Source organism: Bacillus sp. IT-79MI2 (assembly GCF_949768135.1).
Lineage (GTDB): Bacteria > Bacillota > Bacilli > Bacillales > Bacillaceae_G > Bacillus_A > Bacillus_A pseudomycoides.
This window is the reverse complement of the sequence record NZ_CATKPV010000061.1, coordinates 33,007-57,553: the sequence shown is the minus strand read 5'-3', so window position 1 is coordinate 57,553 and position 24,547 is coordinate 33,007. Positions and strand designations below refer to the sequence as shown.

Annotated in this window: 25 protein-coding genes and 2 tRNA genes; 3 read left to right on the top strand and 24 right to left on the bottom strand. The window is 36.9% G+C overall.

What is annotated here, in order from left to right; all coding sequences use genetic code 11:
- Positions 1–6: 6 nt before the first annotated feature.
- The 3 genes from ACM6HU_RS13680 to ACM6HU_RS13670 form a co-directional block, all read right to left on the bottom strand.
- Positions 7–97 (bottom strand) — tRNA-Ser (locus tag ACM6HU_RS13680).
- 3 nt (positions 98–100) lie between these two features.
- A tRNA-Asn gene (locus ACM6HU_RS13675) sits at positions 101–175 on the bottom strand.
- Between the two features lie 105 nt (positions 176–280).
- A complete protein-coding gene (locus ACM6HU_RS13670; protein ID WP_016117038.1) occupies positions 281–745 on the bottom strand; it encodes a SprT family protein in 465 nt (154 codons plus the stop codon).
- A 254-nt stretch (positions 746–999) separates the two neighbouring features.
- Here ACM6HU_RS13670 and cmpA point away from each other — a divergent pair, with 254 nt between their 5' ends.
- A complete protein-coding gene (cmpA, locus tag ACM6HU_RS13665; protein WP_017154227.1) occupies positions 1,000–1,116 on the top strand; it encodes a cortex morphogenetic protein CmpA in 117 nt (38 codons plus the stop codon).
- Positions 1,117–1,226: 110 nt separating this feature from the next.
- On the opposite strand, the gene ACM6HU_RS13660 is transcribed toward cmpA, so the two are convergent.
- The 6 genes from ACM6HU_RS13660 to acpS form a co-directional block, all read right to left on the bottom strand.
- Positions 1,227–3,395, bottom strand: a complete 2,169-nt coding sequence (locus tag ACM6HU_RS13660) for a Tex family protein (protein ID WP_016117037.1) — start codon at positions 3,393–3,395, stop codon at positions 1,227–1,229.
- A 65-nt stretch (positions 3,396–3,460) separates the two neighbouring features.
- Positions 3,461–3,811: a type II toxin-antitoxin system endoribonuclease NdoA gene (gene ndoA, locus ACM6HU_RS13655; RefSeq protein WP_003194532.1), complete on the bottom strand. Its 351-nt coding sequence runs from the start codon at positions 3,809–3,811 to the stop codon at positions 3,461–3,463.
- A 4-nt stretch (positions 3,812–3,815) separates the two neighbouring features.
- Positions 3,816–4,103, bottom strand: coding sequence for an antitoxin EndoAI (locus ACM6HU_RS13650; RefSeq protein ID WP_000004571.1), 288 nt, complete (start codon positions 4,101–4,103; stop codon positions 3,816–3,818).
- Between the two features lie 248 nt (positions 4,104–4,351).
- Positions 4,352–5,518, bottom strand: coding sequence for an alanine racemase (gene alr, locus ACM6HU_RS13645; protein WP_016117036.1), 1,167 nt, complete (start codon positions 5,516–5,518; stop codon positions 4,352–4,354).
- A gap of 265 nt (positions 5,519–5,783) precedes the next feature.
- Positions 5,784–6,731: a LolA family protein gene (locus ACM6HU_RS13640; RefSeq protein WP_033671682.1), complete on the bottom strand. Its 948-nt coding sequence runs from the start codon at positions 6,729–6,731 to the stop codon at positions 5,784–5,786.
- A 156-nt stretch (positions 6,732–6,887) separates the two neighbouring features.
- Positions 6,888–7,247 (bottom strand): holo-ACP synthase, encoded by a 360-nt coding sequence (gene acpS / locus ACM6HU_RS13635; RefSeq protein ID WP_016117034.1) that lies wholly within the window; start codon positions 7,245–7,247, stop codon positions 6,888–6,890.
- Between the two features lie 92 nt (positions 7,248–7,339).
- Between acpS and ACM6HU_RS13630 the strand changes: the two genes are divergently transcribed.
- The gene (locus ACM6HU_RS13630) at positions 7,340–7,912 is read left to right on the top strand and encodes a rhomboid family intramembrane serine protease (protein WP_016117033.1); all 573 of its coding nucleotides are present in this window, start codon (positions 7,340–7,342) and stop codon (positions 7,910–7,912) included.
- Here the strand turns inward: ACM6HU_RS13630 and uvsE are convergent.
- The 13 genes from uvsE to ACM6HU_RS13565 all read right to left on the bottom strand — a co-directional run bounded on the left by uvsE (position 7,905) and on the right by ACM6HU_RS13565 (position 21,258).
- Positions 7,905–8,867: a UV DNA damage repair endonuclease UvsE gene (uvsE, locus tag ACM6HU_RS13625; RefSeq protein ID WP_016117032.1), complete on the bottom strand. Its 963-nt coding sequence runs from the start codon at positions 8,865–8,867 to the stop codon at positions 7,905–7,907. The two genes, ACM6HU_RS13630 and uvsE, sit on opposite strands and share 8 nt — an antisense overlap.
- An 89-nt stretch (positions 8,868–8,956) precedes the next feature.
- Complete coding sequence (locus ACM6HU_RS13620) at positions 8,957–10,513, bottom strand: DEAD/DEAH box helicase (protein WP_016117031.1); 1,557 nt, start codon at positions 10,511–10,513, stop codon at positions 8,957–8,959.
- A 306-nt stretch (positions 10,514–10,819) separates the two neighbouring features.
- Entirely contained in the window at positions 10,820–12,196 is a 1,377-nt protein-coding gene (locus tag ACM6HU_RS13615) for a UDP-N-acetylmuramoyl-tripeptide--D-alanyl-D-alanine ligase (RefSeq protein ID WP_016117030.1), read from the bottom strand.
- A gap of 61 nt (positions 12,197–12,257) precedes the next feature.
- Positions 12,258–13,343, bottom strand: a complete 1,086-nt coding sequence (locus ACM6HU_RS13610) for a D-alanine--D-alanine ligase (protein ID WP_016117029.1) — start codon at positions 13,341–13,343, stop codon at positions 12,258–12,260.
- A 449-nt stretch (positions 13,344–13,792) separates the two neighbouring features.
- Positions 13,793–15,067, bottom strand: a complete 1,275-nt coding sequence (locus tag ACM6HU_RS13605) for an MDR family MFS transporter (RefSeq protein WP_016117028.1) — start codon at positions 15,065–15,067, stop codon at positions 13,793–13,795.
- Between the two features lie 108 nt (positions 15,068–15,175).
- Positions 15,176–16,591: an amino acid permease gene (locus ACM6HU_RS13600; RefSeq protein WP_016117027.1), complete on the bottom strand. Its 1,416-nt coding sequence runs from the start codon at positions 16,589–16,591 to the stop codon at positions 15,176–15,178.
- A gap of 378 nt (positions 16,592–16,969) precedes the next feature.
- A complete protein-coding gene (locus ACM6HU_RS13595; RefSeq protein ID WP_033671677.1) occupies positions 16,970–18,139 on the bottom strand; it encodes a homogentisate 1,2-dioxygenase in 1,170 nt (389 codons plus the stop codon).
- Complete coding sequence (locus tag ACM6HU_RS13590) at positions 18,105–19,061, bottom strand: fumarylacetoacetate hydrolase family protein (protein WP_016117025.1); 957 nt, start codon at positions 19,059–19,061, stop codon at positions 18,105–18,107. Before ACM6HU_RS13590 ends, ACM6HU_RS13595 begins: the two co-directional genes overlap by 35 nt.
- Before the next feature lie 77 nt (positions 19,062–19,138).
- Complete coding sequence (gene hppD / locus ACM6HU_RS13585; protein WP_016117024.1) at positions 19,139–20,257, bottom strand: 4-hydroxyphenylpyruvate dioxygenase; 1,119 nt, start codon at positions 20,255–20,257, stop codon at positions 19,139–19,141.
- A gap of 336 nt (positions 20,258–20,593) precedes the next feature.
- Positions 20,594–20,704 (bottom strand): DUF3948 family protein, encoded by a 111-nt coding sequence (locus ACM6HU_RS13580; protein WP_016117023.1) that lies wholly within the window; start codon positions 20,702–20,704, stop codon positions 20,594–20,596.
- Between the two features lie 69 nt (positions 20,705–20,773).
- The gene (locus ACM6HU_RS13575; RefSeq protein ID WP_016117022.1) at positions 20,774–20,884 is read right to left on the bottom strand and encodes a DUF3948 family protein; all 111 of its coding nucleotides are present in this window, start codon (positions 20,882–20,884) and stop codon (positions 20,774–20,776) included.
- Positions 20,885–20,961: 77 nt separating this feature from the next.
- Positions 20,962–21,072, bottom strand: coding sequence for a DUF3948 family protein (locus ACM6HU_RS13570; RefSeq protein ID WP_016117021.1), 111 nt, complete (start codon positions 21,070–21,072; stop codon positions 20,962–20,964).
- A gap of 75 nt (positions 21,073–21,147) precedes the next feature.
- Positions 21,148–21,258: a DUF3948 family protein gene (locus tag ACM6HU_RS13565; RefSeq protein WP_016117020.1), complete on the bottom strand. Its 111-nt coding sequence runs from the start codon at positions 21,256–21,258 to the stop codon at positions 21,148–21,150.
- A gap of 433 nt (positions 21,259–21,691) precedes the next feature.
- On the opposite strand from ACM6HU_RS13565, the gene ACM6HU_RS13560 reads away from it, so the two are divergent.
- Positions 21,692–22,564, top strand: coding sequence for a Cof-type HAD-IIB family hydrolase (locus tag ACM6HU_RS13560; protein WP_016117019.1), 873 nt, complete (start codon positions 21,692–21,694; stop codon positions 22,562–22,564).
- Positions 22,565–22,602: 38 nt separating this feature from the next.
- On the opposite strand, the gene ACM6HU_RS13555 is transcribed toward ACM6HU_RS13560, so the two are convergent.
- Both ACM6HU_RS13555 and ACM6HU_RS13550 read right to left on the bottom strand, forming a co-directional pair.
- Positions 22,603–23,568, bottom strand: coding sequence for an ABC transporter ATP-binding protein (locus tag ACM6HU_RS13555; protein WP_016117018.1), 966 nt, complete (start codon positions 23,566–23,568; stop codon positions 22,603–22,605).
- Positions 23,565–24,545, bottom strand: coding sequence for an ABC transporter ATP-binding protein (locus ACM6HU_RS13550; RefSeq protein WP_414848225.1), 981 nt, complete (start codon positions 24,543–24,545; stop codon positions 23,565–23,567). The genes ACM6HU_RS13555 and ACM6HU_RS13550 overlap by 4 nt, the downstream gene beginning before the upstream one ends.
- Positions 24,546–24,547: the final 2 nt, after the last annotated feature.

Sequence of the window (24,547 nt, the reverse complement as noted above, 5' to 3'; positions counted from 1 at the left end):
TATGAATGGCAGAGAAGAAGGGATTCGAACCCTCGCACCGCGTTAGCGATCTACTCCCTTAGCAGGGGAGCCCCTTGAGCCACTTGGGTACTTCTCTGTATGGCTCCGCAGGTAGGACTCGAACCTACGACCGATCGGTTAACAGCCGATAGCTCTACCACTGAGCTACTGCGGAATAAGAAAGACAATTTACATCTTATAAAAGTTCATACTATAAGTCAAGTCGTTTATACAAATTCTTGTGCAAACATGACATGTTTATAATATACTGGATTGATTTTTAACTGTCAAGGTGTTTTTTTATCTCTTTCAACCTACCTTTACACTTCCCGCAAACATATCTTTTTGTATTTATTTGACGCCTTCTTCTATATTGAAGAAAACATCTCATACATTCATACATATGAGTTTTAATCACCTTCTCTTCTTCGCTTATTCTCTTACAGAATCTAGGCGCACCAACCTTCTTCATTAACTGACGAAAATCTTGATCTCGATGTTGGTACCCTTTCCCCATAATATGCAAATGATAATGACACAACTCATGCTTAATAACGCCAATCAGTTCTTCTTTTCCATACACTTCATAATAACGATAGTTTAATTCTATATTATGACTTCGCAATAAATACCTCCCACCAGTTGTACGTAGTCGTTTATTGAACATTGCTTTATGTAAAAAAGCCCTACCGAAATATTGCAACGATATTTCTTCTACAAGTCTTTGAACTTCTTTTTCATTCATTTTTATTCCCCCAAAAACTAAAAATAAACTTACACTTTTCCTCTTTCTTATACATATATTAAATAGTACATATACCCATCCTCATTCAAAAGCGTAATTTCTATGAACTACCCTCTTCCTCATCTATCCATAGAACTTCGCTAACCAAACTCTTATAAGCAGTTCCCGAAATTGAGCTTTTCACTTACTTCGAATCTTATCTCAATGTATAGGGGGCTACTTGTTAGAGCCGGATTAAACAAGGAGGGATTCTTATGCCTACGTGGCTCCGAAAACAAATGCAACGTGCATATTTCGAAAAAAACCGGTATCAAATTAAGTTACTAAATGAATGCTGGTTTTATTATAGCAAAACACATCAAAATTCCTGATAAAGTGAACGTTATATCAGTGGGGGATAAAGGCTCCCCCCACTGATTCGAATTTTACTAACATCCGTTCATAAAAAAAGAGCAGTGTCATACCTGCCCTCTTCCCATTATTATTCAATAGGTAACATTGATAAGGCAACGCGCCCTTTTTTCATATCAACATCATCTACCCAGACCTTTACAATTTGCCCGACAGACACCACATCTAACGGATGCTTCACAAACTGTTTGCTAAGTTTAGAAATATGTACTAAACCATCTTGTTTCACACCAATATCGACAAACGCACCAAAGTCAACAACATTTCGAACAGTTCCTTCTAACTCCATGCCACGCTTTAAATCTTCTAATTTGAGAATTCCCTTTTTCAAAAGTGGTTTTGGTAATTCATCACGCAGATCTCGTTCCGGACTAATTAAAGCATCTATAATATCAATTAATGTCGGCTCACCGATATTTATCTCTTGAGATAATTTAGAGAGCTCTACTCCTTCTAAACACTTTTGTAAGTGCGGTTGTCCTACATCATCAATTGATAACCCTAAGCTTTTTAATAGTAATTCAACATTTTTATACTGCTCTGGATGAATACTTGTTCTATCAAGTGGATTTTCCCCTTCTAGTATACGTAAGAAACCAATACATTGTTCATACGTTTTGGCACCTAAACGTGGTATTTTCTTCAACTCTGTACGCTTTGTAAATTTCCCGTCTTCTTCACGTTTGTTTACAATATTTTTCGCAACTGTTTTTGATAATCCGGAAACGTATTGCAATAGCGCTACAGAAGCTGTATTCACATTCACCCCTACTTGGTTAACGGCTGTTTCCACGACAAATGTTAATGATTCATTTAATCTTTTTTGTGATACATCATGTTGATATTGTCCTACCCCAACTGATTTCGGATCAATTTTCACAAGTTCGGCAAGCGGATCTTGCAGACGTCTTCCAATCGAAACGGCACTTCTTTCTTCAACTTGTAGATTTGAAAATTCTTCACGAGCCAAATCAGAAGCTGAATATACACTAGCGCCTGCTTCATTAACAATAATATAAAATACATCTCGCATTACTAATTGTAAGACATCTACTATAAACTCTTCCGTTTCCCTAGAAGCTGTACCATTTCCAATCGCAATCATCTGAACCTGATATTTTTCTATAATAGAAACAACTTTTGTTTTTGCATCTTCATATTTCCGAACAGGTGGGTGCGGATAAATGACATCAATATGCAGAACTTTCCCTGTATCATCTACTACCGCTAACTTACATCCTGTTCGATATGCAGGATCTACTGCTAATACCACTTTCCCTTTCATCGGTGGCTGTAACAGTAAATTACGTAAATTCTCAGAGAAAATATGAATCGCTTGTTCTTCCGCTGTTTCAGTTAATTCTTTTCGAATTTCCCTTTCAATTGATGGCTGAATTAATCTTTTATATCCATCTTCAATCGCTAACTGTACATACGCTGCACTTTTGGAAGAAACATCATGAATCACTTTTTTATGTAAAAAACGAACAATCTCTTCTGTTGGTGGGACAACAGAAACTTTTAGAACTTCTTCTTTTTCACCACGATTCATGGCTAATACACGATGAGGTACAACCTTCTGCAGTGGCTCTTCATAACTGTAATACATCTCATATATATTTTTTTCATCTTTTTCTTCATCTTTTACAGAAGACGCAATCATTCCTTTTCTAAAGGTAACATTTCGAATCCAGCTGCGGTACGCCGCATCATCGGATACAAGTTCTGCAATAATATCTTGTGCACCTTGCAATGCTTCTTGGGCAGATTGTACTTCTTTCTCGGCATTAACAAATTCCTTTGCCTTATCTTTCGGGTCTTCTTTCGTAAACAGGATTAACCACTCAGCTAACGGCTCTAGTCCCTTGTCTTTCGCGATCGTCGCTTTCGTTCTTCTTTTTTCTTTATAAGGACGGTACAAATCCTCTACTTCCTGTAGCTTTGTTGCAGATACAATATGATGGCGTAGCTCTTCTGTTAATTTTCCCTTTTCGTTAATCAGACGAAGAACTTCTTCTTTCCGATCTTCAAGTTGCATCATATATTGCCATCTTTCTAAGATTGCACGAATTTGCACTTCATCTAAAGAGCCTGTCCATTCCTTTCGGTAACGAGCAATAAATGGAACTGTGTTACCTTCTTCTGTTAATTGAATAACATGACGAACTTGCTTTTCTGTAAAGCCTAATTCTTTCACTAACATTTTCATTAACGCTTGTCGATTATCTATCATTTCCATATACAACCGTAACCTCCTCTAATAAAAAAAGTTGCCCCTAAAAGAGAGCAACTTAAACTGCCGATTTAAAAATCTATTAGTCCTAAACTAATTTGTAAAGCTTCGTCTACACGACTCATCATCATCTCATCTAAATGAGTGATTTTGTCCGTTAAGCGTTGCTTATCGATTGTTCGAATCTGCTCGAGCAAGATAACAGAATCTCTCTCAAATCCGTACTTTTTTGCATCAATTTCCACATGTGTGGGCAATTTTGCTTTCTGAATCTGTGCAGTAATAGCCGCTACAATCACAGTCGGACTAAAACGATTTCCGATGTCATTTTGAATGACAAGAACCGGACGAACGCCTCCTTGCTCAGAACCAACAACTGGGGAAAGGTCTGCAAAATACACGTCGCCGCGTTTTACAATCAAAATATTACCCCCCGCTAACTAAGCGTTCTACTGTATGAGCTGCTTCATACTCTGCTAAGAAAGCTTCAGATGCAATACCAAGATTAATTTTTCCCATTTCAATATACCCACGTCGCATTGATTCATGTTGGTAGCGTTTCTTCGTCTTATGTTGACGCAATAACAGTTGTGTTGCCTGGCAAATTAGTTCATGGCGATTCTTATTCTCTTGTTTTCCAATTCCGTCCAATTCCGTTACCACTTGCTTTGGCAACCGAACCACGATTTCAGTAGTTACACTTGATTCGGACACAAAAATACACCTCCACCGTCAACTACACACCCAAATATATATGACACCTATTGTAATAATACCATTGTATGGAGCCTGTTGCAAAGACTTCCTTATTCCTTGTTTATGTTTTCCAATTCACAAACAAAACATTCACTCTCATTTACTTTTTATCTCTTTTTAACAAGAAGTGAAGGGGAATTTCCACGAACAGGAGCCCCCATCATTATTGATAACTAGCAAGTAGGGACTATCACAAAGATGTTTGCTTATATATCATTTAAATAGTTTATTACTTTTACCACTTCCCCATGTCGTATGAATACACGTGGAACACGAAAACTAATTGTCGCGATAATCTCATAATTAATGGTATTTGAATACTCGGCAACCTCAGTTGCACTAATGTACTCATCACCTTGCTGTCCAATCAGGGTAACCTTTGTTCCAAGTGGTACTTCACAGGGAAGATGCAACATACATTGATCCATTGTAATCCGACCTACAATAGGAACTCTTTTCCCCTGAACGAGCACTTCAAATCTCTGTAGTCGTCTAAGCCAACCATCTGCATATCCAATCGGTACTGTCGCAATCCACTCTTCTGTCTTCGTACGATATGTGACATTATAGCTAATCCTATCACCTTTAATGACTTGTTTAATATGTGCGACTGTTGTATGAAATGAAAGAGCAGGTTCTAATTTAATTGGTAAATAAGGGCGTATTTCTACAGAAGGTGATAACCCATACATTGCAATTCCAATTCGAACTGCATTAAATGTAATTCCAGCAAATCGCATAGTAGCTGCACTATTTGCCGTATGAATAAATGTTGGATTCACCCCGAATGCTTTCAACCAACTAAGTTGCTCTAAAAAAGTGTTATACTGCTTATCAAAGTAAGATGTCTCTACTTCATCTGCTGTTGCAAAATGCGTATATACCCCTTCCAACTCCAAAAAGGGGGCATCTTCTAAGCTTCGTAAGAACTCTTTTAACTCTTTACGTTCACGAATCCCAATTCTACCCATACCACTATCGAAGTTAATATGAAACTTCATCGAGAACGGGCTATCCCAAATTTCTACTGCTTCTTCAACCCATTCCTTTTGAAAAACAGTTAGTGCTACATCATTCTCAGCAGCTACATTCACATCACGTGGCGGTGAAGGACCTATTACTAAGATTGGTGCAGTAATCCCAGCACGCCTAAGTACTAGTGCCTCATCTAAAAAAGCAACTGCTAATCTTGTTGCTCCTGCTTCTAATGCTGTTCTCGCTACTAGAACATAGTCATGTCCATATGCGTTCGCTTTCACTACAGCAAAAATCTCGACACTTTCCGGAATGATTTCTTTAATGTGCGTTACATTATTGTAAATTGCATCCAAATTTACTTCTACCCACGTATCACGGTAAAACGATGATTCCATAAAAACACTTCCTTATATACGATATGCGAAGCTCATTCTTTTATATTCGTCTTTTTATGAAATCCATTCCTCAAGACAAGAAAAAACGTGGTGCATACACATCACCACGCCTTAAAAGTTTATCCCGCTATTCACGAGCATTAAAACCCCACCCTCAAGATTTAGAGAAAAACAAGGAAAATAGATGGGGAGTAACTGCCTGTAAAATCCTGATTTGTGATGACTTTCCATCAATTTCGAATCCCACACTGGTAGAGTTTCCACTTTATTTCACCTGCTTTTCTGCAACAGAACGAGCTACCATTAACAGCTCATCTGATTTTAAACCTTTAGACACGAGCATATATTCCACTCCGTTATGCGACCATGTTAATGAGTCTTTCGCTAGAGCACCAATTGTAAAGCCAAGATCGACTAACTCTCCACTTACACTTATTGACGCTGAAGCTTCAGCAACCTTCGCTTTTTCTTGTATCAATGTAAAGGATTTCTTATTTCCAGTGTATGTGAGTATCGCACGCTTGCCACCGTCTGTCTTTAACTCTTTTTCTTCATTTAAAACCATCCCTTGCGGAGTATCACGTGGATATAAAATAGCAAATGGCTTATCTTCTTTCGCTGTTGTTTGCACATCCACTTGCGCCCTGGACATATTTTGTTTCGTATCAAATGCCCCCTTATCAAACTTTGTATCAAACTTTACTTTTGAAAAATCTACTTTCACAAGAACATTTTGATCATTATCCATCAATTTTACCGAAACAGGCGCTAAATCACTTTTATTAAATTTAATCTCTTGCTTCGGCAGCATATTTTGATGGTGATAATTCGTTTTTGTTTTAAACACATAATATTTATCCGTTTTCTCAAATGAAAGATTCTTATCATTTAAAATATCTCTTACAAGTGACTCATACAAATAAGCTTGGCTGCTATTTTGCGGCCAGTCGCTTTGAAATCGAAAACTTTTATTAAGAGCTGGTGTTAATACAAAAACACCCTCATTATTTCGTAAAATAATTTGACTTTGATCCTTTTTCGTATTTTTTAAATTCACACGATAATAAGAAGGTTCTTTGTGCCAAACTTCCACGTTATACTCTTGTGGTTCATTCCCCGTTTTAATAGATAACTTTGCTTCAGCTTGATAACTCTTCATACCCTTAACCTTCGCTTCTAAATCTCGCACGACGTCTTCCTGTTTCTTTTCCATACAACCCGCTAACACGAAAACGGTCAATAAACCGACAATAACTAAAAATAGCCGCCTTTTCATCATTTCAGCCCCTTTGCCCCTATAAATGAATGGAAGATATTTCTTCCTTATCGCTAAATCAAATATATGAGACAAAGATGTAAAATATGCAGACTAGCGTGCCGAGCTTTCTAAAACAACCTGTGCCACTGCAAATTCTCTACTATGACTGATTGATAGATGAACAATCTGCTCTGTATTTGCAATAAGAACTGGCTTACCTCTATCATCATTTTTTATTTCAATATCCAAAAAACTCACTTCTTTTCCAATACCAGTTCCAAGAGCTTTAGAATACGCTTCTTTCGCTGCAAATCTTCCCGCTACAAATTCTACAAGACGATTCCCTTTTAATTTAGAAGCAACACTACGTTCCTCCTCAGTTAAAATACGCTCCATAAATTTAAGCTTTCCATCTAGCATTTTTTCAATTCGATTTAGTTCGATAATATCAATTCCGATCCCTATAATCATTTCAAAATTCCCCTTCTTCTATTTGTCTTCCTTCATTCATATTGTAAGAATAACAGAGAATCTTTCTGATGCAAAAGGAGTGAAAATATAAAATGCCAATACCCTATATGCGAACCACCTTACAACCCGTCATTCTCTCTTTACTTTTCTTGCAACTAATCATGATGATAATAGGAGATCTTTTCTTCCCTACTTTAGCTGCTTACAATGAATGTATTTCTAAGGGAGAATGGTGGCGATTTATAACTTCTCTATTTATACATGTAGACTTTCAGCACTTTCTTTCCAATAGCATTTGTCTATTTCTTCTCGGTCAATCTATCGAAAAACAACTAGGGAGTATTCGATTCCCTATTTTATTTTTTACTGCTGGCATTAGCGGCAATATTTTCTCTTATATTATTATGCCCATCGGGTATGTTCATGCCGGCGCATCAGGTGGAATTTTCGGATTACTCGGTGCACAGCTTTTTCTTTTATATAGTCGCTATCGGTCTTCTCAACCAAAAGAATTAATTTTCTTTTCTTCAATTATATTACTATTACTTCTTTTCACATTCTTCAATCCGTCCGCTAATCCTATTAGCCATTTAACCGGACTACTAATTGGTGGTATTTGCACTCCATTTTTAGCAAAAAAAAACGATGGTGTAGAGCTTATTTAATATAAAAGCTCCCGCCATCAATCATTTCCACCTCTGATTTTGTACCAAGATCTCGTATTAATTGAAATAAAGATTCATCCTTCTTTTTCGCTTCAATCATACAATCAATTTGCGAAACGCTACCTTTGATTTTCTGTAAAAAGGATAGAAAGGTATCTGCATTAATAAAGTCTGCGTGCGCTCGAGGATCATTGCCTTCTCTCGGGCTGGAAATATGCATTTTGATTGGTAATAAAGATGTTTTCCAAGTATTTACTACACGGTCCCAATCTTCATACCAATCTTCTTCATCGTTATTCATCATATGATGATGCAGGTCAAACACGACTGGAACTGCCAATTTTTCACCTAAATATAGTGTTTCTTTTAATGAAAAGGTCGTATCATCATTTTCTAACATAATCATTTCTTGAATACTTGCAGGAACATTTGACCAATTTTCAATGAAACGTTCTAACGCAAGTTCTTTATCATCATATCCACCACCAACATGTAACACAGAGCGATGACTCCGCTGTATGCCCATTCCTTTCAATAATTTCCGATGCATTTGAAGCGTCTTTATTGATTGTTTTACAATATTTTCTTGCGGTGAATTTAGCACAACAAAGTGATCAGGATGAAAATCGATCCTCATCTTCATCCGATGCGCATACTCACCCACTTCTTTTAATTTCTCTTTTAAAGGACGAATGTAATTCCAACCCAACAATTCTTCATGGTTTGCTAGAGGAATTAACTTTGAACTAAGCCGAAAAAATGCTATATCATGTCCCTTATTATGCTTTAATAACCGTAAACAATTTTCTAAATTAGAATTAGAAATTCTTTCAAGTTTATGAATCGCCGCCTCTCGATCTTTAATACGTTGAAATTGTGTATATGTCATCGTTTGAGATGGAGATGCATTGTTTAAGTGTACACTCATCGCTACATAGCCAAGTCTTACAAGCATAAAGTCCCTCTTTTCTATACAACTTACTTGTAGTATGCACAATTACACAAATAAAAAAGAGGATGACCTTTTGGTCATCCTCTTTTTTATTAAGCTTGTGGCTTACGGCTATGATGTTTTCTTTCGCCGCGTCCATTTGAAGATCCTGGGCGCCCCTGACCTTCACCTTTACGACCACGGTTACGATTACCATCACGGTTACCGTCACGATTGCGACCATCACGGTTGCGATCGCGATTACGACCATCTCCACCACGTCCATCGCGACTACGGTTACCATCACGGTATCCATTTCCGTTACCACCGCGCTTTTTAGAACCTCTTGAAACAACTGGTGGCTCTGATGTTAAGGCAATCGGTGTTGTATCTGGCTCTTTTGTCATCATTTTTAAAGCAGCTGCTACAACAGTTACAGAATCATTTTCTTCTAACATTTCTTCTGCAATACGTTTGTAGTATGATAAGTTATCACTTTCAATTGTGCTTTGAAGTTTTTCTGCGATTAAACGTTGTTGACCTTCTAATGCTTCGTCAAGTGTCGGTGCATTCATACGGTCTATTTTACGTTTTGTTGTATGTTCGATATTTTTTAATTGTCCTGATTCACGTGGCGTTACAAATAGCATTGCAATACCTTTTTTACCAGCACGGCCAGTACGACCAATACGGTGAACATATGATTCTGGATCTTGTGGGATATCGAAGTTATATACGTGTGTTACACCTGAAATATCAAGACCACGCGCCGCAACGTCTGTTGCAACAAGAACTTCAATAGAACCTTCTTTAAATTTACGCAATACAGACATACGTTTCGCTTGTGTTAAATCACCATGAATACCTTCTGCTGCATAACCGCGTAAGTTTAAAGCTTCTGATAACTCATCCACACGACGCTTTGTGCGACCAAATACAATCGCAAGCTCTGGAGATTGAATATCTAATAAACGTGTTAACACGTCAAACTTTTTCTTTTCTTGCACTTCTAAATAGAACTGCTGAATGTTTGGCATTGTTACTTCTTTTGCTTTTACTTTAATGTGTTGAGGCTCAGTCATGAAACGCTCAGCAATACGACGGATTGGGTCTGGCATTGTTGCTGAGAATAATAATGTTTGATGTGTTTCTGGCACATCTGTTAAAATTGCTTCAATATCTTCAATGAAGCCCATGTTTAACATTTCATCTGCTTCGTCAAGAACAACAGTTTCTACGTTTTGTAGACGAAGTGTTTTACGGTTAATATGATCTAAAATACGACCCGGCGTACCAACAATAATGTGTGGGTGTTTTTTTAGAGCACGAATTTGGCGGTTAATATCTTGGCCACCATAGATTGGTAAAATACGAACACGTTTATGTTTACCAATTTTGTAAAGTTCTTCTCCAACTTGGATTGCTAATTCACGCGTTGGTGCGATAACAATACCTTGAACTGATTCTTTATGTGTATCCACTTTATCTAATAGTGGTAATCCAAATGCTGCCGTTTTCCCTGTACCTGTTTGTGCTTGCCCAATAATGTCTTTACCTTGCAATGCATGTGGAATTGTTTCAGCTTGAATTGGCGTAGCCTCTTCAAAGCCCATACTTTCAACAGATTGTAGTAAAGAATCACTTAATCCTAATTCTCGAAATGTTGTCAATGTTACTTCTCCTTTTCTATCCTATACTTATCATTTAAAAAAAGGCGTTTTCCGAATTTGCGGAAAAGCCCTTTTCCTGAATGCTCACGTATATAAACGGGCGTATATTCTTCGCGAAAATACTTCTAAACGTTATTACACTTTATCAATTATAAGTTTTGTATGTGCAAAAAGCAAACCCAACTGTTACCTTATTTCATATAAAGAGCTTTTTTCTTCACTTTTATTTTTTTATTTTTTTACTGTAAGCGCTTATTAGCAGTTTCCACTATTTTTGTATCTATCATCCCTATTTACACGCACCAATTATTTCAACATCGTAATAACTTCTTCCAACTTCATTCCGCGAGATGCTTTTACTAATACAACGTCTTTCACATCAACGACTGCTTGTAAATTTTTCACAAGCTCTTCTTTATTGTCATATGCTTTTACACGTTCATTAGGGAAGTTAATTTTTGCTCCTTCAGCAATTTGCGCCCCAAGCCTACCGTACGTAAATACATAGGAGATTCGTGCAGGGTCAATTAACTTACCAACTTCATAATGAAATTGCACTTCTTGGTTTCCAAGCTCTAGCATATCACCAAGAACAACAATTTTTTTAGAAAATCCGTCTAAACCATTCATTAAATGAAAGGCAGCTTCCATAGCTGTTGGACTTGCATTATATGCGTCATTAATAATTGTTAACCCATTTTCTGTTTTCACAATTTCCATTCGCATACCTGTCATTTGAAGTGTTACTAAACCTCGCTTCATTTCTTCCCACGTTACACCGAAGTATTTCGCAATCGCCATTGATGCAAGTGTATTATACACATTGTGCTTCCCAAGAACTGGAAGATAGAACGCAACATTCTCATCCTGATTCATCTTAAAGTACGTTCCTGTCGCCTGCAACGTTACAGATGTTGGATAATAATTATTCGCCCTTGCATCACCAAATGTAATTGTCTCCGCAGCTAGGTTCATGCTCGGAACACGATTTGTTAAAAGCGGTTCATCACCATTGTATACAAATACTCCACCATCCTGTAATCCTGTAACAATTTCAAGTTTCGCCTCAGCAATCGCATCGCGAGATCCTAAATCCAGCAAATGTGCTTCCCCAATATTTGTAATGATTGCAGCATTCGGGCGAGCTAACTTAGATAAAAATTCAATTTCACCTCGGCCCGACATTCCCATCTCTAATACCGCCATTTCTGTATTTTCTTCTAGGCTTAAAATAGTAAGCGGCAAACCGATATGGTTATTAAAGTTCCCCTCTGTTTTTTGAACCTTAAATTTGGTTGCAAGGAGGCTTGTCACAATATCTTTCGTAGACGTTTTACCGTTACTTCCTGTTACACCTATAACTTTTACATCTAACTGATCACGATAGCTCTTTGCTAATGTTTGCAGCGCTTCTAGTGTATCTTCTACAAAAATCACTGGTATATTCACAGGAGGATTTTTCATATTTTTTTTCCAAAGCGTAGCTACAGCTCCATTTTCAATTGCTTTTTCTACAAAAGAATGACCATCAAAGCGATCACCCTGAATCGGAATGTATAAGTTTCCTGTTGTAATTTTTCTTGTATCAATAGATACACCTTGTACAGTTTCATTAACGTATTTTTCCGCTAAACCTGCACCCATTACCATTTGCTCTACTTGTTTTAACGTTCGTTTCATCATACATACCACTCCTTACATAGAAGAAACACTATTCTCTTGAATAGTGCTTCCCCCTTTTTTGTTAGATTGTATATTTAATTTTTTGCTTTTCTTCGTGACGCTCAATTGCCAAACGAATCAATTCTTCAATTAACTTCGGATATGGCAAATCCGTGTGTTGCCATAGCAGCGGGAACATACTAAATGGCGTAAATCCTGGCATTGTATTTACTTCATTAATATATACTTCCCCATCTTTCGTTAAGAAGAAATCCGCTCTTGTTAATCCAGCACCATCTAAAGATTGGAATGCACGAATTGCATCTCTTTGAATCACCTTTGACTCTTCTTCTGTAATTTCAGCTGGAATAATTAATGCCGTATCGCCATCAATGTATTTTGATTTATAATCATAAAACTCTTTCTTCGGTACAATCTCACCGACAACAGAGCATTTTGGCTCATCATTACCTAAAACGCCAACTTCCACTTCACGACCTACAATATTTTCTTCTACGATAATTTTGCGGTCAAATTGGAACGCTTCTTCAAATGCTTTTTCTAATTCTTCACGATCTTTACATTTATTGATACCAACACTTGACCCAAGGTTTGCTGGTTTGACAAAGCATGGGTAGCCTAATACTTCTTCTACCTTTTCATAAGCTGCTTGGCAATTTTTCTCCCATACACTGCGAATGAAAGATGCATACTTCGCTTGTTTCAATCCAGCTTCAGCAAAGATATTTTTCATAACAACTTTATCCATACCAGCAGCTGATGCTAATACACCGTTACCAACGTATGGAATATTCATTAACTCTAATAATCCTTGTACTGTTCCATCTTCACCATTCGGTCCATGTAACAGCGGGAAAATAACATCAATTGCCTCTTCTTGCTTAGAAGAAGAAGGTATAATTTCTGTACTTAATGATACTGGAGAAATTGCATTTTCCTCTCCATTCATTTGCAATGCTTGCACGCTCGTTACTTCACCTTCAATGCGTTCACCACGCATCCATTGGCCTTGCTCTGTAATATAAATTGGATGAATCTCGAATTTTTCTTGATTTAATGCTTTAATAGCAGCAAGAGCTGTTTGTAATGAAACTTGATGCTCTGCTGATTTCCCACCATATAATAAACCTAATTTAATTTTCGTCAATGAAATCACCCTAACCAATTGTTTTCATTTTTCTATTTTAGCACTTTTTATAAAAATAGGCAGTTCCTATTTGAAATAAAGTAAAACTTTTCTCAATAAGGGTCTTACCGCCTTCGAATAGCGCGATAAAATGAAACTTCCATAAAGTGAAACTTTAATCAGTGGGGATTTTCTTCATCCCCCACTGATTATTAGTTGAACGAATCGGGTTTTTACGGGCTATTACACACCCCACCTAACTTCTTTACTTTTGCTGAATTTTGAGGCGGGGGTCTTACTGCCCGCAAATAGTGGGATAAATGGCAGGACGGTTTCACCAATTACATTTTTACGAACAGCTATTGTAAATTCATATCCTTTTCTTGCACCAAATCTGTGTCATCCCCTGATCTAGTTATGTATCTAATATATATGAAGAAATGCTGTTTTTTGTGTATGTCACCTATTGATTAAGAAGATTGTTTCACCACATTTTCCCTTTGTCTTTGTTCTACAAGGTGATCTAAAGAAATATATACAAGACCGGCTATTACACACCCCACTCCTAAAATCGTAAACAATACATGCCCAAGCGATCGATCAAGTAGTAGTCCGCCAAGAAGCGGGCCGAACGCATTCCCTGTAATCCACTGCAAACTTGCCGCCCCCATATATGTTCCACGTAAATGCTCTGGTGCCAAATTTGCAACAAATGTCATTTGTACAGGAGACATAATCATTTCACCTAGCGTATATACCGCATAGACAACAAGTAATGTTATTAAAATAACCGTAGCCCCTGTTCCAAATTCACCAAACCACCTTGGAAGCCAACCGATGAATAACAGCCCGATTCCAAATAACCATGCCCCATATAACATCGTCTTTCCAACCGGTTTATCTGTTGCCCATTTTGAAATTTGGAATTGGAATAAGACAACTAACAAGCCGTTTAAAGCCATTAAATATGGATATGGGTTATTTTTCCCAAAGATTTCTTTCATTTCATTATCAAAATGAAGGGGGAGCATGCCTTCTGTTTGCGAGAAACCCATGGAAATAATAATACCAGTCAATAAATAAATCATAAGTACCTTATCTCTCAAAACAACTTTCCAAACAGATTCTGCTTCCTTTTTCGTATTCCCGTTCTCTTTCAATGCAGTTTTTGGCATCGTTTCTTGAATAAGCATTAACACAAGAAGTGCATAAAGCAGCATTGTAGAGGAAGCAATAATAAATACAAGGTTTTTCGAAAGTACAACTACAGAAGCACCCATAATCGGTCCGATTGCCGCGCCAATATTATGTCCCATTCGCAATAAACCGTATGCCTCCGTCCTCTTTTCAGGTGCTGTGACATCCGCTACCATCGCCGATGCTGCTGGATGAAATAATGAATTACTTAACCCTAAAAAAATAGACAAAATAGCATAAGGAATAAATCCTTCTATAAATAAAAAACCGAGCATCAACAATGCATTACTTGCCATCGAAAATATCATAATAGGTTTTCTACCATATATATCAGCAATTCGGCCACCTATAAGCGAACCAAAGCTTGCCGCAATAGGAGAAAGCGCCATAATAATCCCTACTTGTAATAAAGAATCTACTTTATCTTTTAAATACAATGCAAAAAATGGCATTAACATCATCATTGCAATTCCATTCAGTGTTTCTCCTATAAAACGAATCCACACATTACGGTCCATTGCTTGTAACTCACGCCACGTCTTTTTCATTTACAACACCCCTTTAATCAACCACTCCTTATCTTATATTAATTTTAGAAAAATGTAAATTTTCAAAATAAAAGATCCGTTCTATTCTATTTAGAACGGATCTTTTTCCTATAAATTCGCTACATTCTCCTCATCCTTTTTATTACTTAAAACACTATGCTTTCGACTATATAAGAAGTAAAACGCTATACCAATCACCATCCAAATGCCGAAACTCATCCATGCGGTTCCTGATAATTGAAGCATTAAATATACACAAAAGATAACCGTTAATGCAGGTAAAACTGGTACAAGTGGCACTTTAAAAACACGTGGTAAATCTGGGTGTGTTTTTCTCATTACGATAACCGCAACTGCTACAAGAGCAAATGCCGATAATGTTCCCATATTTACAAGGTGTGCTAATACATTTAAGTCGATAAGCCCCGAAATAAGTGCTGCGATAATTCCTGTCGTCCATGTATTTAAAAACGGTGTTTTAAATTTCGGATGAACTTTCGCAAGACGCTTCGGTAATAACCCATCGCGACTCATTGCATATGAAACACGAACCTGCCCATACATCATAACTAACATTACAGTTGTAATCCCTGTAATTGCTCCTACCGAAATAACACCTGCTAAACCATCTTGTCCAATAAACTGAAGTGCAAAAGCTACTGGATCAGAAATATTCAGCTGACCATAAGGTACAATTCCTGTCAAAATAAGTGAAACAACGATATAAAGAATCGTACAAATAAGTAATGATGCTATAATACCAATTGGTAAATCGCGTTGCGGACGTTTTACCTCCTCCGCTGCCGTTGATACAGCATCAAATCCAATGAATGCAAAGAATACCGTTGCAGCCCCAGCCATTACACCATCAAGACCAAATGGCATGAACGGCGTCCAATTTTCCGGCTTTACATAATTAAAACCAGCAAAGATAAAGAGTAATACAACTGCTAACTTAATAAAAACCATAATATTGTTTACGCGAGCACTTTCACGTACACCTCTAGATAAAAGGGCAGTCATAATTAAAATGATAATAACAGCTGGTAAATCGATAAGGCCACCCTTTCCTGTTCCAGGAGCAGAAGATAAAATGGTCGGAATATGAATCCCAAAACCTTTTAACAAGGATTGGAAATAAGCAGACCATCCATTGGCTACCGCAGATGTTGCTAATAAATATTCCAACATTAAATCCCATCCAATTAAAAATGCAAATACCTCTCCCATCGTTGCGTACGTATACGTGTAAACACTTCCCGAAACCGGAACAGAAGATGCAAATTCTGCATAACAGAATGCAGCAAAGGCACAAGCTAACGCAGCTATAGCAAATGATAAAATGATAGCTGGTCCAGAATGTTTCGCTGCCACAACACCCGTAAGAACAAAAATACCTGTCCCGACAATAGCTCCAATTCCAAGCATTGTTAAATCCAATGCTCCCAATGTTCTCGCTAATGTTTTCTGTTTACTTTCTTGCATTAGTTTTGCAATCGGCTTTTTTTGAAAAATTCGCTTCATAGCATGCACCTCTAAGTTTTAATTTTCTGAAAATTTTAATTATTTTTTATTTTACTCATAACGTGTTTTTTAGTCAACACTTTTGTCGAAATAAGCAGAAAAATATCTCATCAGCTAGCAGAATAAAATGCAATCCACACACAGTCATTTCCATTATTTAGCTTTAAAACTATATTAAATCGTAATTCCACATAAAAAGATAAATAATATACAAACAATACGTATAACTATATCCCTATATCTTTTTATAATTATTTTTGATATTCTATAAATTGTCGATTCCAACCAAAGAAAGAGGCATAATCATTTTATGAGCATGCCTCTTTCTTTTATCTCGCTATTTACGGGCAGTGAGCCTCCCTTGATGGAATTTTCACTTTATTTAGTATATGAACCTTCTTCAATCCAGCTATACATATACTTCTCATCTTCCGTTTCATGCGCTTGTTTCACAATACGGAGCGGACGGAACGTATCGATCATAACCGCTAATTCAATTGTTTCTTTTTTCCCTAAGCTTGCTTCTGTTTTCCCGGGATGCGGCCCATGTGGAATACCACTCGGATGGAGTGTAATTGAACCTTCTTCTACACCTTTTCTGCTCATAAAGTTCCCTTCTACATAATAAAGAACTTCATCACTATTTACGTTACTATGATAATACGGTGCTGGAATTGCTTCCGGATGATAATCATATAAACGCGGCACAAAAGAACAAATAACAAAGTTATGACCTTCAAAAGTTTGATGAACTGGCGGTGGCTGATGAATACGGCCTGTAATCGGTTCAAAATCTTCTACATTAAAGACCCAAGGATATAAATATCCATCCCATCCGACAACATCTAAAGGATGATGTCCCATAACATGTTTATGCATATAACCTCTCGACTTTGTCATGACAACAAACTCGCCTTTTTCATCATATGTCTCTAATTTTTCCGGCCCTCGAATGTCTCTTTCACAGAAAGGGCTATGTTCTAATAATTGACCATACTCATTACGATAACGACGCGGTGTTGTAATTTGGCTATTCGCTTCTACAACAAGAAACTTAGATTGTCCTTCATCTGGAATAACTCGGTAAATTGTTCCGATTGGAATCATTACATAATCACCTTTCCGGTAATGAATCGTTCCAAACATTGTCTCAATTTTCCCAGTTCCATAATGAACGAATAACATTTCATCTCCATCACCATTGCGATAAAAATAATCCATTTTTTCTGTCGGATTAACAACACCAATTAATAAATCTTCATTTCCTAATATAAAATTCCTCCCACTTACCGCATCTCCAGTTTTTCTATTCTCTTTCGTGCGAAAATGACGATGAGCAAGCGCCACATCTTCTTCATACTGTAACTGACAAGAATGCGCTAACGCAGCATGTCCTACTTCAGTTGGCATATAATGATGATACAAAATAGATTGTGTACCAGAGAAACCTTTCGTTCCCATCACCTGTTCACGATAAAGTGATCCATCTTCTTTACGAAATTGTACATGCCGTTTATGAGGAAGCTCCCCCATGTGACGATAATACATGCCCATCACCCGCTTTCGTTTCTTTTTTCACTGTGTTACGCAATGTACCTAGTCCAGTGATCGTAAGTTCTACAACGTCACCATCTTGTAACCACTTTTCTGTACCAAGTTCTAAAATACAACCAGTGCCAACCGTGCCAGAACCAATTACATCTCCTGGATATAACGTAACATCTTGCGAAGCACGTTCTATCATTTCTGCAAACGTATAGTAAATATCTCGGAAATTCCCTTTAGACAATAGCTCTCCGTTCACATGGGCAGTCATTTCTAAGTTATAACGTTCACCTGTGCGATAAACATCTAACTCCTCTTTTGTAACAAGATAAGCTCCTAATGAAGTAGCAAAGTCCTTTCCTTTTGCCGGACCAAGCCCTACTTTCATTTCCTCAGCTTGCAAATCTCTTGCGCTCCAGTCATTCATAATACAATAACCGAAAATATATTCTTCTGCTTGTTCACGCGAAATATTTCTTCCCTCTTTCCCAATAACACAAGCGATTTCTAACTCATAGTCAAGCTTTTGAGTTTGTTTCGGACAAGAAACTGTAACTTCTGGCCCGATGACAGCACGATGATTTGTAAAATAAAAAACCGGAATATCATACCACTCTGGAACAACATCTAATCCACGACGACCACGAGCCGTTTTAACATGTTGCTCAAATGCATAAAAGTCACGAACACTACCTGGGTTTGGGATGGCTGCACAAAGCTGCACATCTTCCAAAGCGTACATGCCACTTGTTGGTTTTCGAATACCATGGGCTATTTCTACATATTCATCTGCTTTCTCTAAAAAAGCAAGCATAGATGAAGGAAGAGTGCCATTACTTGCTATATTCATATCAATTACTTTGTCACCTTCCAGCCAACCAGCTCGCATCTCTCCTGAAGGAAGACGAAATGTAATCAATTTCATCAATTTTCCTCCTCACTATTTATACAAAATGAAACTTTAATCAGTGGGAGACACAGCCCCCACTGATAAGTAAATTTTTATAGATTTCCGCGTCGTTCTTGCTCTCTTTCAATTGATTCGAATAGAGCTTTAAAGTTTCCCTCTCCGAATCCTCGAGAACCTTTACGCTGAATAATTTCGATAAATAATGTTGGGCGATCTACAATTGGCTTTGTGAAAATTTGTAGCAAGTACCCTTCATCATCACGATCCACAAGAATCTTAAGCTCTTTTAGCTTATCAATTTCTTCATCGATTTTCCCAACGCGTGCTGTTAACTCTTCATAATACGTATCTGGTGTATCTAAAAATTCAACTCCGTTTGAACGAAGCGCTTCAACCGTTTTCACAATATCATTTGTCAACAATGCAAGATGCTGTACACCTGCACCGTTATAAAACTCTAAGTACTCTTGAATTTGTGATTTTCGCTTTCCATCTGCCGGTTCATTAATTGGAAACTTAATACGGCTTCCATTTGTCATAACTTTTGACATTAACGCGGAATACTCCGTGCTAATATCATCATCATCAAAATGAATCATTTGTTTAAAGCCCATAACGTTTTCGTAATAGCTAACCCACTCTTCCATTTTTTCAACGTTACCAACAACATGATCTACAGCAACTAAGCCTGATTCGTCACTCGGAATATCAAAATCAATCTTCTCATAACCAGGCATAAATGTTCCTTTATAATTTTTACGCTCTACTAGCGTATGGATTGTGTCGCCATACGTACCGATTACTGCTTTTTTTAATGTTCCTTGTTCATCTGTTAACTCTTCAGGTGGAGCAATCGCAACCGCACCTCGTTTTACAGCCTCTGAGTATGCTTTCTCAACATCATCAACAAGTAAAGCTACGTCTTTCACTCCGTCACCATGGATCTTTACAAATTCTGCAATACGGCTATCACTATTTAAAGTCCCAGACACAACAAAACGCATGTTTTTTTGCACGAGAACATAAGATACTTTTTCACGATTCCCTGTTTCTAATCCCGAATAGGCAACAATTTTAAATCCAAACGCTCTTGCAAGGTAATAACTTGATTGCTTTGCATTTCCTACATAAAATTCTAAATGATCGACATCACGTACCGGAAAGAAATCCTCCATTTGTGCAGCTAACGTATCCATAGATTTTTGTTTCATAAATTCCTCATCCCCCTGTAAATAAATTGAATGTTACATACTTAGAACCATCCGAAAACGCTTCCATCTACCAATAAAAAAATTAGTTAGCAAGCTAACAAATTTCTGACTTTTAAAGTTTTCTATCTTTTCTGTCAAATACCTCTTTTTTTCTCCCATATAAAATTCGACTTTTTTCTATTTAAAACAACATAATCAAAGCTGGTAGTATGTCTCTTTGTTACCTCAAAAATAAAAAGACCCTAACATATTAAACATCTATAATACGTTAGGGCCTTTATTTTTTTAGGATAATTGTCTTAATAAGATATAGGTAATTCTGTTTCTCTATATTCATTATACTAATACATTTGTAAGGAATACAATGAGCGCTGTTAATACTGCTGCTCCACTCGCCGATACTAATAAATCCATTTTTGTTACTTGTAATACTTCTTTGTTTTCCATATTCCCCATTCTCCTTTCAGCTTTATTTTGCAATCTTCATTCTGCTCTATTACTTGTACAAAACTTCTATTATACTAATACACTTGAAAGAAATACGATTAATGCTGTTAATACTGTTGCTGCTCCTGCTGATCCTAATAAGTCCATTTTTGTTAGTTGTAATACTTCTTTGTTTTCCATGTTTCCCATTCTCCCTTCAATTCATAACTTTATTTTTATTTGGTACTGTCCGTTCTACTGCTTGTACAAAGTTTCTATTATACTAAAACGTTAGAAAAAAGTACGATTAATGCTGTTAATATTGCTGCTCCGCTCGCTGATCCTAATAAATCCATCTTTGTTACTTGTAACACTTCTTTGTTTTCCATATTCTCCATTCTCCCTTCAGTTCATAACTTTTTTTATTTGATACGATCCGTTCTACTGCTTGTACAAAGTTTCTATTATACTAAAACGTTAGAAAGAAGTACGATTAATGCTGTTAATACTGCTGCTCCACCTGCTGATCCTAATAAATCCATTTTTGTTAGTTGTAATACTTGTTCTTTTTTCATATTTACGCTCTCCTTATCAATAGATATTTATATGTAATTTCTAAGAAATGATTAATTCATAGTTTTTATCTTATCGTTACATTAAGTTAACTTGTGTAACGTTTGTAACATTAATGTAACATAAGTTTTTTCATACTGCAATATGAATACGTAAAATTTATTACATTTTTTTTACGATATTATTAATATTTTTTATAAACCCCTTTATACAGCGGTTTCCAACACATACATACTTGTAACATTAATGTAATATTAGGTTACAAATCGAAATAAAACGTAGTAGAACGAGTACCTTTTCAATTTTGCTCCCTCATCATACTCTTTCGGAATCATTTTAAAGGTTTGTCTCATTAACATTTCCATAAAGCCCAAGATAAGTTTATATGTTTCCTCAAGATAACTATGTATAATAAAAAACAAAGAGGTGGTCAGTTTGAAATTAGTCGCACTAGATATGGATGGTACACTACTATCATCTAAACTTGAAATCTCCAAGGAAAATTTACAAGCTATTCATGATGCTAAAGCAGCCGGTCATGTTGTAATGATTTGCTCTGGTCGTGCAAAAGAAGATGCTTTAAAACTATTGGAAGAGTATCAATTATCACTTCCAGTTGGAGCAAGTAATGGGGCAATTGTTTATGTTGACGGAAAAGTAATTAACGCACGTTGTTTACAAAATGATAAAGTATACAAGCTTGCTAAATTACTAGAATCTGAAGGATTTCCATATAAGTTGTACACAAATAAAGGAGTTTATTCTCCTTATAATTGGAATGAAAAAGTAATGCATGCATTCGAAGAAAATAAGCATGCACTTGATGTCACAATTGAAGAACTGGAACGAATTACAGAGAAGCAAAAAAAATCGAACTTAATTACTGATTTCCAAAAAATCGAAGATGTCGTAAATAATCCAGAGCTAGAAATCTCGAAATTCTTTATTTTGACGTTTGACGCAGAGCATCGCTCACAACTACTACAGTCTTTACAAGAAGATAAAGAAATTATGGTTACAGCATCAGCTCCGACAAATTTAGAAATTATGGACAAGCATGGTCATAAAGGAAATGGATTACAAGAAATGGCGTCTTATTTCAATATTCCAATTCAAGATACGATTGCCATTGGAGACAACTTTAACGATGTACCAATGCTAGAGGTAGCTGGCCTATCTGTTGCTATGGGGAATGCTGAAGAAGATGTAAAGAAATTATGTGATGTTGTTACATTAACAAATGACGAGCATGGTGTTGCTCGTGCAATTGAACAGTATGTACTAAAACAACCATCATCAAGCAAATAAAAAAGGACTCTTTCATATTTGAAAGAGTCCTTTTTCTTTTATACATGATGACAAGCAACGAGATGCCCTTCCCCAATATCACGAAATTCTGGTACAGCTTGCTTACAAATATCCGTCGCAAACGGGCAACGTGTATGAAAACGGCAGCCTGAAGGTGGATTCGCTGGACTTGGAATATCACCTTGCAAAATAATTCGTTCTCGCTTAACAGCGGGATCAGGAATTGGTACAGCTGATAACAGCGCCTTCGTATATGGATGAAGCGGATTTGCAAACAACTCGTCACGGGGAGCTGTTTCCACGATTGTCCCTAAATACATAATTCCAATTTTTGTACATAAGTGTTCGACAACACTTAAATCATGTGAAATAAATAAATAGGATAAACCTTTTTTCTCTTGTAATTCCCTGAACAAGTTTATAATTTGTGCTTGAATAGATACATCTAATGCTGCAACAGGTTCATCAGCAACAATAAATTCTGGATTTAATACCATCGCCCTTGCAATAACAATACGCTGGCGTTGTCCTCCCGAAAACTCATGCGGATAACGATCAATATGATATGGTGCTAAACCACATAGTTCTAATACTTCTAACACTTTTTCACGAACATTCTCTTTCGTAGCTAAGCCATGTGCTAGCATTGGTTCACCAAGCGCTTCTCCAATTCTCATCCGTGGATTCAATGAACTAAACGGGTCTTGGAATACAAGTTGCATATTAGGACGATACTTTCGTAATTCCTCTTTCGATAACGTATGAACATCTTGCCCTTTAAATTTCACTTCACCTTCTGTTTTTTGAACGAGACGAAGAATGGTTTTACCAATTGTCGTTTTTCCACTTCCAGATTCACCTACTAGACCAAACACTTCACCTTTATTAATCGTAAAGCTTACTCCGTCTACTGCTTTTACATGCCCAATCGTTCTACCAAATACGCCGCCCTTAATCGGAAAATGCGTTTTTAAATTCTTCACTTCTAATAAAGGTTCACTCATTGCTCAGCACGCTCCTCATATAACCAGCAAGCTACTTTATGATGATCTTCATGCACTCCAAGGCCTGGCGCCTCATTCTTACATATATCCATGCAATGTTCACAGCGACCGCTAAAGTAGCAAAATTCATCTAAACCAACTAAGTTTGGAACTTGCCCCGGAATCGAATAAAGTTTATCTGTTCGTTTCCCCATTACCGGCTTTGATTTTAATAATCCTTTTGTATATGGGTGTTTAGGATTTTGGAATAGCTCCAGTACAGGTGCTTCTTCAATGACTTTGCCACCATACATCACAACAACATAATCTGCCATTTCTGCTACAACACCTAAATCATGTGTAATTAATAAAATAGATGTTTTAAATTCTTCTTTTACCTGTCTTAATAAATCTAGTATTTGCGCCTGAATTGTAACATCTAGTGCTGTTGTGGGCTCATCAGCAATTAGTAATTTAGGGTTACAACTCAGTGCAATCGCAATCATGATCCGTTGCAGCATCCCACCGCTTAGCTCATGGGGATACGAATGAACAATTTCATCGGCACGTGCAATACCAACCTTACGAATTAATTCAATAGCTTTTTTATATGCTTCATTTTCACTAAGGAGCTCATGCTCTCTTAACGTCTCAACAATTTGTTCTCCAACAGTAAAAACTGGGTTAAGAGATGTCATTGGTTCTTGAAAAATCATCGCGATATCATTTCCTCTTAAACTTCGAAGTTCTTTCTCTTTCATCCCCAAAAGACTTTGGCCTTCATAAAGAATATCACCGCCAACAATGCCGCCAGATTCCGCAATAAGTCCCATAATAGATAAAGCCGTTACACTTTTCCCACAACCTGATTCTCCCACTACACAAACTGTTTCACCTTCTCGTACAGAAAAGCTAACATGATTCACAGCTTTCACTGTACCTTCTTCCGTATGAAAGTGTGTTTGTAAATCTTGTAGTTCTATTACTGCTTTACTCATGA

What these genes read in the sequence shown, in the direction of transcription:
- ACM6HU_RS13670 (WP_016117038.1), bottom strand. Translation starts at nt 745, where the DNA reads ATGAATGAAAAAGAAGTTCAAAGACTTGTAGAAGAAATATCGTTGCAA.
- cmpA (WP_017154227.1), top strand. Translation starts at nt 1,000, where the DNA reads ATGCCTACGTGGCTCCGAAAACAAATGCAACGTGCATATTTCGAAAAA.
- ACM6HU_RS13660 (WP_016117037.1), bottom strand. Translation starts at nt 3,395, where the DNA reads ATGGAAATGATAGATAATCGACAAGCGTTAATGAAAATGTTAGTGAAA.
- alr (WP_016117036.1), bottom strand. Translation starts at nt 5,518, where the DNA reads ATGGAATCATCGTTTTACCGTGATACGTGGGTAGAAGTAAATTTGGAT.
- ACM6HU_RS13640 (WP_033671682.1), bottom strand. Translation starts at nt 6,731, where the DNA reads ATGGAAAAGAAACAGGAAGACGTCGTGCGAGATTTAGAAGCGAAGGTT.
- acpS (WP_016117034.1), bottom strand. Translation starts at nt 7,247, where the DNA reads ATGATTATAGGGATCGGAATTGATATTATCGAACTAAATCGAATTGAA.
- ACM6HU_RS13630 (WP_016117033.1), top strand. Translation starts at nt 7,340, where the DNA reads ATGCCAATACCCTATATGCGAACCACCTTACAACCCGTCATTCTCTCT.
- uvsE (WP_016117032.1), bottom strand. Translation starts at nt 8,867, where the DNA reads ATGCTTGTAAGACTTGGCTATGTAGCGATGAGTGTACACTTAAACAAT.
- ACM6HU_RS13615 (WP_016117030.1), bottom strand. Translation starts at nt 12,196, where the DNA reads ATGATGAAACGAACGTTAAAACAAGTAGAGCAAATGGTAATGGGTGCA.
- ACM6HU_RS13605 (WP_016117028.1), bottom strand. Translation starts at nt 15,067, where the DNA reads ATGAAAAAGACGTGGCGTGAGTTACAAGCAATGGACCGTAATGTGTGG.
- ACM6HU_RS13600 (WP_016117027.1), bottom strand. Translation starts at nt 16,591, where the DNA reads ATGAAGCGAATTTTTCAAAAAAAGCCGATTGCAAAACTAATGCAAGAA.
- ACM6HU_RS13595 (WP_033671677.1), bottom strand. Translation starts at nt 18,139, where the DNA reads ATGTATTATCGTCACATGGGGGAGCTTCCTCATAAACGGCATGTACAA.
- ACM6HU_RS13590 (WP_016117025.1), bottom strand. Translation starts at nt 19,061, where the DNA reads ATGAAATTGATTACATTTCGTCTTCCTTCAGGAGAGATGCGAGCTGGT.
- hppD (WP_016117024.1), bottom strand. Translation starts at nt 20,257, where the DNA reads ATGAAACAAAAATCTATGGATACGTTAGCTGCACAAATGGAGGATTTC.
- ACM6HU_RS13580 (WP_016117023.1), bottom strand. Translation starts at nt 20,704, where the DNA reads ATGGAAAACAAAGAAGTATTACAAGTAACAAAAATGGATTTATTAGTA.
- ACM6HU_RS13575 (WP_016117022.1), bottom strand. Translation starts at nt 20,884, where the DNA reads ATGGAAAACAAAGAAGTATTACAACTAACAAAAATGGACTTATTAGGA.
- ACM6HU_RS13570 (WP_016117021.1), bottom strand. Translation starts at nt 21,072, where the DNA reads ATGGAAAACAAAGAAGTGTTACAAGTAACAAAGATGGATTTATTAGGA.
- ACM6HU_RS13565 (WP_016117020.1), bottom strand. Translation starts at nt 21,258, where the DNA reads ATGAAAAAAGAACAAGTATTACAACTAACAAAAATGGATTTATTAGGA.
- ACM6HU_RS13555 (WP_016117018.1), bottom strand. Translation starts at nt 23,568, where the DNA reads ATGAGTGAACCTTTATTAGAAGTGAAGAATTTAAAAACGCATTTTCCG.
- ACM6HU_RS13550 (WP_414848225.1), bottom strand. Translation starts at nt 24,545, where the DNA reads ATGAGTAAAGCAGTAATAGAACTACAAGATTTACAAACACACTTTCAT.